Consider the following 13,990-nt stretch of genomic DNA (forward strand, 5'->3'; position numbering starts at 1 on the left):
AAAAATAATATTTTTTTAACAAAAAAGCCCTATTTTGCTATAGGGCAAAACGAATCATTCTAATTTTGCATTATAATTAAGTATTATATCTATTTATCTTAATTAAGATTTTACTATCCTTTCTTCATAAATAACACCTTTTTCTCTTAAACCTTTCAGTATTTCTTCAAAAATTTCATCTTCCATACCCAAAAATTCAGGCGGACAGACACCTTTTTTATCGTACAAACCTTTAGCAAGAATCCTTACAACCACCGAACAGGTATATCCCGTTGTCCTGGCCATTGAAGTAACCTTCATCATATCATCAAAATGGTCAATCAAATCATAAACATAAGAAACCTTTTCTCCATTTTTTTTGCCTTCAACGGTAACCCTCATGACTGTAAAATCCTTTTCGCCTTCTTTTAATTTCCACATCGGGAACAAGAGTTTTGCAGTTAGTTCTATGGGCTTTACTTTTACCCCATTTATTTCAACCGGTTCGCTGTTGAAAAACCCCGTTTCCCTTAAAATCTTCATTTTTTCTGCATGACCGGGGTACCTTAAAGTTTTTTCTTTCATATTAGGAATGTTTAATGTATATAAGAGGGAGCGAAGGCCGTCAGTATTAAACGCCTCTAAAGTGCCTATAGGCGGGAAATCTACGAGTTCAACTTCCGAAAGTGCCGGTTTTTCCACAATTTCTCCGTTAACCTTCATTCTTGCAGGCCTCATATATTCATCTATTGTATCTAACGGAGAAAACACCAATTTATACTCATAAGGCCAGTACCTCGATTGAGGTAATCCGCCAACTAACACTTCACAGGATTGTGCTTCATCCAATAGTTTTGATGCATGACTTACCAAAATATTACTCATTCCTGGGGCAACACCGCAGTCAATTATTGCCGTAACATTATTCTCCTTTGCAAGTTTATCCAGTACCATACAATCTTCGGGTGCAAAAGATATATCAACAATATTCTTTTTTGCCTCTATCACCTGCTTTAACATATTAAACCCTAAAAAACCCGGAACCGCACCTACTACTAAATCAAAATCTTTTACAGCTTCTTTAATAGCATTTTCTTTTGAAAAATCTATTTTAATAGTTTTAACTTTAGACAGTTCTGCAATCCTCTTTAATGCCTCTTCACTCTTATCTGCTACTGTAACTTCAAAATCCAAAGATAAATCCCTTGCTATTAGACTTCCTACAAGCCCAGCCCCTAAAACAATAATTTTCATAAAAATTCCCCCTTTTTTGATTATTCCTTCTGATTTCTATTATAGAAATTTTATTTTAATATAACAACAACTTAAAAAGAGCGGTCAGTTTAAAATCAAAATTTTAAATTAAAACGTTATAAAAAGTAAAAAAAGATACATATTAAAAAAAGAAAAAAAATTTTTTAGGAGGCATAAAAGATGGAGAAAAACAAAAACAAAAAAGAAGCTCAGAAAGAAAAAGTAAGAGAAGAAATCGGTGAAGAATTTGCTGTTAAAAAAGAAGATTTAAACAGAGTAAGAGGAGCACAAAACTTTGTCGACCCAGAAAGAGGTCCAGAAAATAAAAAGAAGAATAAGTAAAAAAAAAAGCAGGGCTTATTGCCCTGCTATTTTTTTATTTCTTCGGTACTTTTTCCCAATCCTCCAAAAACTTTTTAATGCCTAAATCTGTCATTGGGTGTTTTATCATCTGTTCCAACACCTTATAAGGAAGGGTAGCTATATCTGCCCCTGCCTTTGCAGCATTTATTACATCCATCGGGGTCCTTATACTTGCAGCAATTATTTCAGTTTTTATATCGTGAAGGCTGAAAATATCCGCTATATCGGTAATCAAAGCTATTCCATCTTGTGAAATATCCGTAAACCTTCCTACAAAGGGGCTTACATACGTTGCACCCGCCCTTGCAGCAAGAAGGGCCTGATTAGGCGAAAAGATAAGGGTTACATTAGTTTTAATGTTTTTACTGCTTAATTCCTTTACAGCTTTTAGACCTTCCCATGTCATAGGAATCTTAATCACAATATTGGGATGCCAAGAAGCAATCTCTAAAGCCTCTTTAACCATTCCTTCGGCATCAAGGCTAATGACTTCCGCACTTATTGGTCCATCAACGATTTTGGTTATTTCTAAAATTGTTTCTTTAAATTCCCTACCTTCTCTTGCAATAAGAGTGGGATTCGTGGTAACTCCGCATATAACTCCCAAGGAAGCGGCTTCTTTTATCTCATTAATATTGGCAGTATCAAGAAAAAACCTCATTTTTTTCACCTCTTTTTTAAAACTTTTACTCAAATTGCCTTTAATTTCAATAATTTTTTGGCTTCACTGACAATCCTGTCTACCGTCAATCCATACATTTTAAGCAGCTCTTCGGGTTTTCCCGATTCTCCAAAGGTGTCTTCAATCCCTATTCTTTTTAACAATACGGGTTTTTCTTCGGACAGCACCTCCGCTACAGCACTTCCTAAACCACCATAAATTGTGTGTTCCTCAACCGTTATTACGGCTTTGCAATTTGCAGCTTTTAATATAACATCCCTATCTATGGGCTTTATGGTATGAATATTTACTACCATTGCATTTATGTTTTCCTTTTTTAATTCTTCATAAGCCTTAAGGGCCTCTCCAACCATAATGCCTGTTGCAATTATTGCTACATCTTCTCCTTCCTTTAATATAACTCCTTTACCTAATTGAAACTCATAACTTTCATCAAAAATTACATCAACAGGATGCCTCCCCAATCTTATGTAAACAGGCCCTTTGTGCATAGCTGCAGCAAATACCGCTTTTTTAGTTTCCACTGCATCTGCAGGATTTATTACTACCATGTTGGGTAAAGCCCTCATAAGAGCAATGTCTTCTATGGATTGGTGAGTAGCACCATCTTCACCAACAGTAATCCCTGCGTGGGAAGCAGCTATTTTCACATTTAGGTTCGGATAGCATATAGAATTTCTTATCTGTTCAAAAGCTCTACCTGTAGCAAAAACCGCAAAAGTGCTTGCAAAGGGAATTTTCCCGCAGGTAGCCAATCCCGCTGCTACTCCCATAAGGTTTTGTTCAGCTATACCCATATTAAAAAATCTTTCCGGAAACTTTTTTGCAAAAACTGAGGTTTTTGTAGATTTTGATAAATCCGCATCTAATACAACTAAATCTTTTATTTTTTCACCTAATTCAGCTAAAGCTTCTCCGTAGGCTTCCCTTGTAGCAATTTTGGGCATTTTTTATACCTCCAACTTGTTTTTATATTTTTACATAAGAAAATTTAAAGCTTCACGAGCCTGTTCTTTTGATGGAGCTTTACCGTGCCAATCTACCTGATTTTCCATAAAGGGTATACCCTTACCTTTAATCGTTTCAGCAATAACTGCAGTAGGTCTTCCTTTCATATTTTTCGCTTTTTCTATTGCATCAACTATTTCATTAAAATCATGACCGTTTATATTAATTACATTCCAATTAAAAGCTTTAAATTTCTCCCCTACGTCTTCAGGAGACATAACTAAATCAATGGGCCCGTCAATTTGAAGATGGTTATGGTCTACAAAAATTGTCAGGTTGTCCAATTTATAATGAGCTGCTGCCATTGCCGCTTCCCAAACCTGCCCCTCTTGTAGCTCTCCATCACCGAGAACGGCATAGACTCTGTAATCTTTTTTATCCAATTTCCCTGCAAGGGCCATCCCTACAGCAGCAGAAATTCCCTGCCCCAATGAGCCGGTTGTCATATCAATACCGGGGGTCTTTTTCATGTCCGGGTGTCCCTGAAGCTTTGTACCAATCTTTCTCAAGGTTTTCAGTTCTTCTACTGGGAAAAATCCTTTTTCGGCAAGAACCGCATATATTGCTGGTGCAGCATGCCCCTTTGATAAAACAAATCTATCCCTATCCTCCCAATTAGGATTCTGAGGGTCAACCTTCATCACGTGAAAGTAGAGGGCTACTAAAATATCCGTAGACGAAAGCGACCCTCCGGGGTGGCCAGAACCAGCCTCGGCAGTCATTTCAATTATATCCCTTCTAACCCTTTTTGCAATTTTTGTTAGTTCTTCTATTTTTCCATGGCTTAACATTTTAATCAACTCCTAACACCATTATTAATGTATTTAAATAAATCTCTTCAATTTACTTACACTAATATACTATATTTTTCTTCATTATGCAATTTCTCCAAAAAAAAGGAGCAACATTGCGTTGCCCCTTTGATTCTATTTTTATTTTTATCCAAATATCTTCATTATTTGAAGTAATACCCATGTAAGCGGGTTTGCGCCATCGCAAATACTTGAAATCATTGTAGCACCTTCTGGGAATTTGAATGCAGCATCGATTGCAGCCTGTGTATGAAGCGGTGATACATTTGTAGCAATTAATAAACCTACAGCGATTACAATAGCACCAATAATAACTGACCTGAAGACATTGCCTCTACAAATGGGTGCAACCATAGCAACCATGAAAGGTATTGTCGCAAGGTCGCCAAAGGGCAAAACCCTGTTTTCAGGAATCACAACTGCAAGCAATATGGTTATAGGAACAAGTATTAGCGCAGTAGCGATAGCTGCCGGGTGGCCAATGGAAACCGCTGAATCAAGCCCAATATAGAACTCTTTTCCTGCAAAGCGCTTCTGCATAAAGTTTTTGGCTGCTTCCGAAACAGGTATTAGTCCTTCCATTAATATCTTTACCATTCTTGGCATTAAGAACATAACACCTGTCATATTTTGCTAACAACCCCAAAATAATCCCTAATATAAGGCCCATAATAACAGGTTCGCCAAAAATACCAAATTTCTTGCTAATTTCATCGGGGTTAGCTTCAATTTTATTTATTCCTGGAATTTTATCCATTAACTTGTTAAGAGGAATAGCGATAGGTACATAAGCTGCAGAAAACCCGTGAGGCAGCGAAATACCCGGAATTCCATAAAACTCCTGCACCATGGGTGCAGTCCAGTCTCCAAGTTTCAATACTATAGCAGCATTTATTGCAGCAGCGATCATTCCCAATGTCAAGCTTTTTGTTGCTGCAGTGACCAAAGCACCGGTAAATGCAAAATGCCAGAAATTCCAGAGGTCTACGTTAACTGTTTTTGTAAGGCCAAAAGCAAGCATTATGATGTTAACAGCAAGCCCTATGGGTATAACAAAGGCTCCTACCTGAGAGGCAAAAGCTATAGCTGCAGCTGCAGGCCAACCCACATCTATTACATTCAATTTTATTCCCATGTTTTCAACCATCGCCTTAGCTGCAGGACCTAAATTGTTAACCAAAAGCCCAATAACTAAGTTTATACCTATAAAACCAATACCTATTGTTATACCGGCACGAAAAGCTTTTCCTGGTTTTTCTCCTAAGATAACTGCAAGGATAAAGATAATAATGGGCAGCATTACCACCGCGCCGAGGTCAAGAATAAATTTAATAATATTCATACATTAACCCCCTTATTTTTTTAAAGCATCAACAATCTGCTTTAAAACAGCTTCTTCGCCAATCCCTGTAATTAGGGAAAGGCCATTGATTACGGGAACATTAAATTTGTCCTTTACAATTGTTGTGCTTACAATTAGGTCAACTCCATCAGCATAACTTTTTAATTCGGTGACTTTGCATTGGACTATATCCACTTTTAGCCCTTCCTTTTTGCAAGCTTCTAATATTTTGTCTGCAACTACAGTAGAAGTCGCAATCCCTGTACCGCATGCAACTACAACCCTTTTTGTAGCCAATTTTTTCACCCCCTCCCCAAAATATTTTTTTGGATTTTATGCACTTTCTTTTTTTTCAAAACAATTTCCCAATATTTCAAGAATCTCTAACTCGTTTTTACTTTCTGCTATTTTTTCTAAAAGGGTTTCATTTTGAAAGATATCAACCAAATCCCTCAATATATTTATCTGTAATTGAGGTTCTTTTAAAGCAAGCATAAAAATGACCTTTACCTCAACCTCCTCTTCAGGGTTTCCCATCACATTAAAAAATACAGGCTTTTTTAAAATCCCTACAGCTATAGCTGATTTTATAACATATTTTATATCGGTATGAGGAATAGCTACACCCACTCCCTTTGTTGGAAGACCTGTAGGGAATTCCTTTTCTCTTTCCAAAACCGCGTTTTTATATTCGCCGTTTACATAGCCTAAACTTTCTAAACGTTCAGCTAATTTCTCTATAGCTTCTGTTTTGTCTTTTACATCCATTCCAATAACTATAAGCTCTTTTTCAAAAGCGATTTTTCTTACCATTTATAAAGCCTCCTGCTTGAAGTCTGAGCTTTTTAATTTAAATTTTTTAGCAAGTCATATGCCATCAGTGACATATTTTGTAGCATTTTATAATATAAGAAGTTCCAATAATACATTTTTAATGCTTTGGGAATCATTGTAAGATTTTAACTTTAGAAGTAGCTCCCTATCCTTTATAACATTATACAGCTTTAAAAATTGTTCCTTATTTCCTTCTTTTAAAGCAAGCATGAACACAAAATCTGCATAATTACCATTTTCCCATTCTATGGGTTCTTTTAATACCGCAATGGCTATCTTAGGTAAGATTACATTTTCGGGCAATCCATGTGGTATTGCAGCCTTGCTTGCGAGCAAAGTTTTGCCCATAACCTCTCTTTTATACAAATCAAATAAAAACCTTTCTTTTACATATTTTTTTTCAAAAAGGAGTTCGTAAAGCCCTTCTATGACATCCTCTTTTGTTCTAAAATCGGGGTTTATCAATATCAAATCTTCCTCCAAAAAATCCTGGTAAACTTTTTCATCACTTCCCTCTGCCTCCTCTACACCTTTTATGCCGAGGTAATCCCCGATTTTTTTGAAGGCCCCTCCATCTAAAATTTCTTCTATTGAAATAAAAGGAACTCCAGGGACCTTTGGATCAATTGTGCCCACAATTGCTGCAATATTTTTTGTCTTTTTCAGTTTTATTATCCTGTCTTTTGCATCTTCTTCTTGGGTTAAACCTAAGGGAATTATTTCATAAATTTCACCATAACTTTCCATCTTTTTCTCTATTAATTTTTTCATCCTAAGAGCTGCTCCTTCTCCTGTAAGGCAAAGGGTAACAATTGTTTTTATTTTGTTTTCTAGTGGATTCTTAAGGAAAATCCTTCCAAAACTTATATCACTCTTATCAAGGCTATCTGCAATTTCTTCAAGGGTGGTATCAGGTATTATGGCTTTTCTAACGGCCTCCAATACCATTATGGTATCTACTCGCCCAATGGTCCTGGTAGGAATTCCAGTTCTTTTAGTTATTATTTCGCCAAAGGTAACAAGAGAACCCATATCTACCAAAAGTATAACGCCTTTCCCCTCATCAATTTTTTTTACCACTTCCAAAGCCCTTTCCAATACTGCTTCCGGTTTTTCATCCAAAGACATTTCAATTCCAACCGCATGTTCGACCCCTAAAAGTTTATTTGCCACCTCTGCCATTCCCTTAGCTACATGCCCGTGTGTCAAAACAACAACCCCTACTCTTCCATTTTTAACATTGTAATGGGGATGAGTAATTGTCCTGAGATACATAGCTATGAAACCTATTTCATCTTCTGGAAGTTCAATATCAATTTCATTTCTAACAATATGGGCCATTTCCTTAGCTATTTTGTATTCCAGCCTATATTCCTTTTTGATTTTATCCAACTGCGGGTTAATAATAGGCTTCCCTTTCTTTATCCTCTCTAAAGTGGCAGCAAGGTGTATTGAAAGGCAGTAAAATAAATAATTATCTACCTTCCCCAGCTTTCTTTCCGCAATTTTTATCATTTTTTCAGAAAGCCTTGCCACTTCATCTCCCACTATTTCTGCTAATTCCTGTTTTTCAAAAGTTTTTTGCCTTGTCTCGAATTGCCTTAGGATTTCTTGAAACTTTACCTCCAATTCTCCTCCTATCACCCTATTTATTACATCCTGACTCAATCCTTCTTTTTTTAACTCTCGGTACTTTTCTTCAATATATTCGTATATTTCTTCGGGAAAAACGTATAAATCATCCTTATTTCCTACCGCATTTTCCGATTCTCCGGGAAATATTAATAAATCTTTTGAAACAATGTTTTCGATTTCAGGGGCACGATTTGTAACCTTTAGTAATCCTCTCCTTGCATGAACCGGAAGGTCAATAAGGTCTATTTCAATAAAATCTATCTGATTGCCCATATAGGTCAAAAATCCCCTTGCACAGGAAACCTGAATATCGCTTCTTAACTGTCCTATATTCCCCGGGCATTCGTACATTAAAAGTGCTCGTAAAGCTTCCTTCTTTACTTTTATTTTTATACCAATTTTATCAGCCTCTTTTTTAAAGAAATCTTTTATAATTTCATATCTTTCCGTAATAGGCCTTGCATTTAAAGGAGGAAGTTCTATTACCATGGGTATCCTTCGCCTGAAAGTCAAAAGTAAATTCGATTCCACATCTTCGGTGGTAGCCGCAATTATCATTACTTCTGCCTTTCTTGTGCTTTCCGTCTCCCCAAGCCTTCTGAACTTTCCCTTGTCTATTAGATAATACAAAATCTCTTGACCTTCAGGTGGAAGTCTATGAACCTCATCCAAAAATAAAATGCCGCCATTTGCTTTCTCTACAAGCCCTTCTTTTGGCGAATCCGCCCCGGTATAAGCACCCTTGACATGTCCAAACAGCTGAGAAAGTAATAATTGTGGATTCTCAGCATAATCGGCGCAATTAAAAACAACAAAAGGGGCATTCTTAGGAAGTTTGCCAACCTGTACCGCATACTGGTACATAGCTTCAGCTAAACTGGTCTTACCCACCCCTGTCTCACCCAATATGAGGGTGTGCAAACCGTGAGGAGGGTAAAGGACTGCAGCCTTGGCTTGCTCTATCTGTGGCTTTAGACTTCCGTCATGCCCGATAATCCTTTCAAAACCCAAAATAATTTTTTCTACCGGCTTTTTATTAGAATTATTAAAAAACTCCTTATTGTCTTTTTCCTTTTTTACATCCCCATCTATTTCCTGCCTAATTCTTGAAATTAAAAATCTCGATACATCGTAACCCCTATCCCTAATAATTCGCGTAAGTTCCCTGTTTGATATTTGCTTATTCTTGCTTAATATTTCCTTAACTTCATTTAATAAATAGGGTTTTCTTCTCTCTCTTGAATCGGGTATATTCAATTCTGACCTTAAAACAGTAACCTCATCCCTCCTAATCCCCAACATGTTTGCTAACTGTTCATCGGTATAAGGATTTTTCTTATTTTCGCTTTTTATCAATTCAATTAAACGCTCTTTCACAAATTCTTCACCTCTTGTTACAACATTTTATGCAATTATTATACCATCACTGGTAGATTTTGTGCGGTTCCGTATTTTTCCTTTTTAAATCTTTCTTTCAACCTTCAAGGCTTTTTTGTCTTCTTTTGTATAATAAATAATATCAAGTATATCGTTTATTACATTAGCACCTCTAGCAAATAAAAAACCTGTAAGAATGGTGCCTATAATAGGATACTTAAATGTTATTTTAGAAACTTCGAAGATATTTAAGTTTATGCTGACTGTAATAAAAACTGACAAAAATATCCCTATAACCCCTTTTTTTTCTTCTTCAGACCAGCTCTTAAAAGATTTCATAAAAACATTCAACAAAAACAATATTGTATTCGTTAATGACTCAATAACAATCGATAAAACAGCAATGGTCTTTAAAATATCCATAAAAAAACCCCCTTTTGAGTGCTCAAATTATTTTCTTTATATAAAATATTCATCGCACTCAAGAGAGGGTACTGTGAAAATAATCATATACTGCTTGAGCTGCCTTTTTATTCATTCCGGGCACCTTTGCAAGCTCATCGATGCTTGCTTTTTTGATATCTTCTATACTTAAAAAAGCTTGGTAAAGGGCTTTTTTTCTTTTTTCTCCAATTCCAGGAATGTCATCAAGACAAGATTTCAAATTTTGTTTTGTTCTCAAATTTCTATGGTAGGTAATTGCAAACCTGTGGGCTTCATCCCTCACCCTCTGCAATAATTTGAGAGCTTCTGAATCCTTAGGTAGAACAATGCTTTCTTTTTCATCTTTATAAATTAGTTCAAACTCCTTTGCCAAAGAAATAACTTCTATGTTATCCATATCAAGTTCTTTCAAAGCCTCTTTAGCATACTTTAACTGTCCCGGTCCGCCATCGATTAGTAAAAGATCGGGTAATTTATTAAAATTTTCATCTCCCTGTTTTGCTCTTTTAAATCTTCTAAAAACCGCTTCCTTAATGCTTTCAAAATCGTTTGGACCTTTTACCGTTTTTATCTTAAACCTTCTGTAATCCTGCTTTTTTGGCAAGCCATTTTCAAAAACAACCATCGAGGCTACTGAATTGGTCCCCCCGGTATTTGAAATATCAAAAGCCTCTATTCTGAATGGGAAATTTCTCAAAGATAATTTTTCCTTTAGTTCTTCTAATACATTTAAAAACTCCCTTTTTTCTATATTTATACCTTTTTGAATGATATATTCTTTGGCATTTTCTTTTGCTAAGCCCACCAATTTATAATTCTCGCCCTCATTAGGTATAACAATATTTACCTTTGAACCTTTTTTAAAAGAAAGCCAATCCTCAATAACCTCTTTATCCTCTATGTCTTCTTGAATTACTATTTCTTCAGGGATATTTATAGCTTTGTCATAGTACTGCTTTAAAAATGAGGATAATATTTCTCTTGGTTCAGTTTGGTATACATCTTTGAAAATAAAGGGCTGCCTTTCTATAAGCTTACCTTCTCTTACAAATAATACCATCACACATGAACTACTTTCATCAGAATAAAGACCAATAATATCTTTATTTTTCAAATCCGTAGTTACCGCATGCTGCTTTTGCCTTACTTTTTCAATTGACAGTAAAGTTTCTTTTATTTCTGCAGCCGTTTCAAAGTCTAAGTTTTCAGCAGCTTGGTACATTTCCGTTTTTAAAATATCAATCAATAAATCGGTTTTTCCCTCCAAAAAAAGAATGATGTTTTGAACCATTTCCCTATACTTTTCCTTAGGCACATCACCTTTGCAAGGTGCAAGACACTTTTTTATATGATAATTAAGGCAAGGTCTTTCTTTGAGAGGAACCTTCTCTAAATCTTTACTGCAGTACCTTATGGGGAAAATTTTCCTTATAGCATCAACAGTCTCCCTTAAAGCCCCTGCATCTACAAAGGGTCCAAAATACTTAGCCCCGTCTTTTTTTATTCGCCGCACTATTTCTAAACGAGGATAGGAATCATTCATATTTATTTTTATATATGGATATTGTTTATCATCCCTCAAAAGTATATTATATTTAGGTTTATTGAATTTTATTAAATTGCACTCAAGAACAAGGGCTTCTATCTCGGTTTCCGTGACAATATATTCAATATCATCTATTTGGGAAACCATGGCACGAACCTTCGGAGAAAGGCTTTCTTTATTTCTAAAATAGGACTTCACCCTATTTTTTAAAGAAACGGCTTTCCCCACATATATAATCTTCCCCTCTTTGTCCTTCATTAAATAAACTCCGGGTTTATCGGGAAATTCATTTACCTTGGTAGGATCAAACATATAAATTCCCCCAAAAAATCTTCAAATAATAATTTCATATTTCACGCATTATAAATTCGGCTATTTTTTCTATATCATCCCTATCAAAATAAGGAAGGTTTTTATCATAAAATTTTACATACCATTCTCCTTCGGAGGTTTTATAAGGCCCCTTTATAGAGTAATCATGGATGTAAAAACTTTCTTCACCCACAAACCCTACAATATTTTCTTTTACATTTTTTAAAAGGGTAATCCCTTCATCATTAATATTATTATCTATAAAAAAAAGTTTTGGGAGACTTTCCTTTTTAAAACCCTCAATTAATACTATATCGTAAAAACTACCAATTTCTTTTAAAATATCTTCCAACGAAAAACTCCCTTTTTTGTAAAATAATACCCCTTCCTCCGAAATACCCGCAACACAGTCAGCATTATTTTTTATAAATTTTTCTGTATCTCCTTCCCCAAATTTAAATCCCGATTTTGCATGTTTTACAACAGCTACTTTATAATTTTTACTTTTAAAATATACTATTAATTTTGAAATCAAGGTAGTTTTTCCGCTGTTCGAGAAACCCGAAATACCCACGATTTTAGACAAGGTTCACACCGCCTTTATTATTTATCCATAAAAATTATACAGCAAAACATAAAAAATTTCATAAAAAAAACGAGGGGCAAAGCCCCTCTTAAAAATTCTCCTCCGGTGCCTTTTCCTCAAGCCGATCTTCCCATACGTATCTCTTTGTCTCAGCAACCAATACTCCTGATAAAGCGATAAGGGAAATAAGGTTGGGTATTGCCATCATACCGTTTAAAACATCTGCAATGGACCATACAAGAGGAAGAGTCATGACAGAGCCTATAAATGCAGCGGCAACCCATAGCCACCTGTAAGGCATCACAGCTTTTGTGCCAAAAAGATACTCAACGGCTTTTTCGCAATAGTATGACCATCCAAGTATTGTCGAATATACGAAGGTTAAAAGGCCTATTGTTAAAGTTATAGGACCTACCACAGGTATCTGCTCAAAAGCAGTTTTTGTAAGAGCTGCTCCCTTTAATCCCGTCTGCCAAGCCCCTGTAGTAACAAGCACAAGACCCGTCAGCAAGCAAATTACTACAGTATCCCAAAAAGTTCCTGTCATCTGAACGAGGGCCTGCCTTGCAGGGTTTGGGGTCTGTGCTGCAGCTGCAGCTATAGGTGCGCTTCCTAAACCGGATTCATTGGAGAAAAGGCCACGGGCTACACCGTATCTTATAGCCTGCATTACACCAGCACCTGCAAAACCTCCCACCATTGCCTGCCCGGTAAAAGCGCTCTTTAATATAGTAACAATTGCTCCAGGAAGAGCTGAAATATTCATTAAAATAATTATCAGACATCCGAGAATATATACTATCGCCATAAAAGGAACAAGTGCCTCGCAGACTTTTGCTATGCTCTTTATTCCTCCTATTATTACTATTGCGGTTAAAATAGCAATAACAAGTCCTGTAATCCAAGGTGGTATATTAAAGGTATTTTTAACCATATCGGCTATGGAGTTTGCCTGCACGCTTACACCTATACCAAAACCTGCAATCGCTGTAAACAGTGCAAACAGTACTCCCAGCCACTTCATCTTAAGCCCTCTTTCAAGGACGTACATAGGGCCGCCTGCCATCTGCCCCAATTGATTTTTTACCCTGTACTTTACAGAAAGCAGGGCTTCAGCGTACTTCGTTGCAATACCAAAAACGCCGGTTATCCAGAGCCAAAAAACTGCTCCCGGCCCGCCGAGCCCTACAGCCGTTGCAACACCAACTATATTACCCGTTCCCACCGTTGCTGCAAGGGCAGTGGTTAATGCACCGAAATGGCTTACATCCCCTTCTCCTTCAGAAGTTCTCGTAAGAGAAAGTTTAATGGCCTTTCCTATATATTTTTGTATGAATCTCAATCTAAAGGTTAAGTATATATGAGTTCCCACAAGAAGTATGAGCATTGGAGGACCCCAAACTATATCTCCCAATTTGCCAACAAAAGCCTCAAAAGCCTTTAAATCCACAATTCTCCCTCCTTAAATTTAACATTGTTTTTACTTAATTATTTCCCCTTTTTTTCTTTTATTACTTTATATCACCTCCTACAAGTTTTTTCAGTTTCCTATGGTATATTACCATACATATTTTTGTTTTTTCTTAATTATATAACAAAGCAAATTCTCTGCCAATTATATTTTATTTTTTTTCCTGATTTTTATTACTTTACTGATTAATCATATTTTTATCTAATGCTAAAAATGGAAACTTTTTATTCCATAGTTTCCATTTAAAAAGGATTTTTAAATAAAAATATTGAATTAATAAATAGTAAATCCGGTAGCGTCAAACAAAAATATGAAGATTCCCTAAAAATTGGTAATCACAGGTAG

At 35.9% G+C, this 13,990-nt stretch carries 12 protein-coding genes and 1 pseudogene; 1 reads left to right on the forward strand and 12 read right to left on the reverse strand.

Annotated elements, in window-relative coordinates; genetic code table 11:
* Positions 1-102: 102 nt before the first annotated feature.
* Positions 103-1,233 (reverse strand): saccharopine dehydrogenase family protein, encoded by a 1,131-nt coding sequence (locus tag ACPLVF_RS07205; protein ID WP_424907156.1) that lies wholly within the window; start codon positions 1,231-1,233, stop codon positions 103-105.
* 180 nt (positions 1,234-1,413) lie between these two features.
* On the opposite strand from ACPLVF_RS07205, the gene ACPLVF_RS07210 reads away from it, so the two are divergent.
* Positions 1,414-1,575 (forward strand): hypothetical protein, encoded by a 162-nt coding sequence (locus ACPLVF_RS07210; protein ID WP_424907157.1) that lies wholly within the window; start codon positions 1,414-1,416, stop codon positions 1,573-1,575.
* A gap of 34 nt (positions 1,576-1,609) precedes the next feature.
* Here the strand turns inward: ACPLVF_RS07210 and fsa are convergent, their stop codons facing one another.
* The 11 genes and pseudogenes from fsa to ACPLVF_RS07265 form a co-directional block, all read right to left on the reverse strand.
* Positions 1,610-2,257 (reverse strand): fructose-6-phosphate aldolase, encoded by a 648-nt coding sequence (fsa, locus tag ACPLVF_RS07215; RefSeq protein ID WP_424907158.1) that lies wholly within the window; start codon positions 2,255-2,257, stop codon positions 1,610-1,612.
* A 29-nt stretch (positions 2,258-2,286) separates the two neighbouring features.
* Positions 2,287-3,225: a transketolase family protein gene (locus tag ACPLVF_RS07220; protein WP_424907159.1), complete on the reverse strand. Its 939-nt coding sequence runs from the start codon at positions 3,223-3,225 to the stop codon at positions 2,287-2,289.
* Positions 3,226-3,255: 30 nt separating this feature from the next.
* A complete protein-coding gene (locus ACPLVF_RS07225; protein WP_424907160.1) occupies positions 3,256-4,077 on the reverse strand; it encodes a transketolase in 822 nt (273 codons plus the stop codon).
* 147 nt (positions 4,078-4,224) lie between these two features.
* Positions 4,225-5,440 (reverse strand): annotated as a pseudogene (locus tag ACPLVF_RS07230) (PTS galactitol transporter subunit IIC).
* A gap of 12 nt (positions 5,441-5,452) precedes the next feature.
* Complete coding sequence (locus ACPLVF_RS07235) at positions 5,453-5,737, reverse strand: PTS sugar transporter subunit IIB (protein ID WP_424907161.1); 285 nt, start codon at positions 5,735-5,737, stop codon at positions 5,453-5,455.
* A gap of 36 nt (positions 5,738-5,773) precedes the next feature.
* Positions 5,774-6,253: a PTS sugar transporter subunit IIA gene (locus ACPLVF_RS07240; RefSeq protein ID WP_424907162.1), complete on the reverse strand. Its 480-nt coding sequence runs from the start codon at positions 6,251-6,253 to the stop codon at positions 5,774-5,776.
* An 87-nt stretch (positions 6,254-6,340) separates the two neighbouring features.
* Positions 6,341-9,286, reverse strand: coding sequence for a sigma 54-interacting transcriptional regulator (locus ACPLVF_RS07245; protein ID WP_424907163.1), 2,946 nt, complete (start codon positions 9,284-9,286; stop codon positions 6,341-6,343).
* 84 nt (positions 9,287-9,370) lie between these two features.
* Complete coding sequence (locus ACPLVF_RS07250; protein WP_424907164.1) at positions 9,371-9,709, reverse strand: hypothetical protein; 339 nt, start codon at positions 9,707-9,709, stop codon at positions 9,371-9,373.
* 58 nt (positions 9,710-9,767) lie between these two features.
* A complete protein-coding gene (uvrC, locus tag ACPLVF_RS07255) occupies positions 9,768-11,588 on the reverse strand; it encodes an excinuclease ABC subunit UvrC (protein ID WP_424907165.1) in 1,821 nt (606 codons plus the stop codon).
* A gap of 34 nt (positions 11,589-11,622) precedes the next feature.
* Positions 11,623-12,174, reverse strand: coding sequence for a molybdopterin-guanine dinucleotide biosynthesis protein B (mobB, locus tag ACPLVF_RS07260; RefSeq protein ID WP_424907166.1), 552 nt, complete (start codon positions 12,172-12,174; stop codon positions 11,623-11,625).
* A gap of 88 nt (positions 12,175-12,262) precedes the next feature.
* A complete protein-coding gene (locus ACPLVF_RS07265; protein ID WP_424907168.1) occupies positions 12,263-13,561 on the reverse strand; it encodes an alanine/glycine:cation symporter family protein in 1,299 nt (432 codons plus the stop codon).
* Between the last annotated feature and the right edge of the window lie 429 nt (positions 13,562-13,990).

This window comes from Thermovenabulum sp. (genome assembly GCF_049701175.1).
In the GTDB taxonomy this organism is placed as follows: Bacteria; Bacillota; Thermosediminibacteria; order Thermosediminibacterales; family Thermosediminibacteraceae; genus Thermovenabulum.

Coding starts and splice junctions, on each gene's coding strand:
- ACPLVF_RS07220 (WP_424907159.1), bottom strand. CDS start 3,225: ATGCCCAAAATTGCTACAAGGGAAGCCTACGGAGAAGCTTTAGCTGAA.
- uvrC (WP_424907165.1), bottom strand. CDS start 11,588: ATGTTTGATCCTACCAAGGTAAATGAATTTCCCGATAAACCCGGAGTT.
- ACPLVF_RS07250 (WP_424907164.1), bottom strand. CDS start 9,709: ATGGATATTTTAAAGACCATTGCTGTTTTATCGATTGTTATTGAGTCA.
- fsa (WP_424907158.1), bottom strand. CDS start 2,257: ATGAGGTTTTTTCTTGATACTGCCAATATTAATGAGATAAAAGAAGCC.
- ACPLVF_RS07205 (WP_424907156.1), bottom strand. CDS start 1,233: ATGAAAATTATTGTTTTAGGGGCTGGGCTTGTAGGAAGTCTAATAGCA.
- ACPLVF_RS07265 (WP_424907168.1), bottom strand. CDS start 13,561: ATGCTCATACTTCTTGTGGGAACTCATATATACTTAACCTTTAGATTG.
- ACPLVF_RS07225 (WP_424907160.1), bottom strand. CDS start 4,077: ATGTTAAGCCATGGAAAAATAGAAGAACTAACAAAAATTGCAAAAAGG.
- ACPLVF_RS07240 (WP_424907162.1), bottom strand. CDS start 6,253: ATGGTAAGAAAAATCGCTTTTGAAAAAGAGCTTATAGTTATTGGAATG.
- ACPLVF_RS07210 (WP_424907157.1), top strand. CDS start 1,414: ATGGAGAAAAACAAAAACAAAAAAGAAGCTCAGAAAGAAAAAGTAAGA.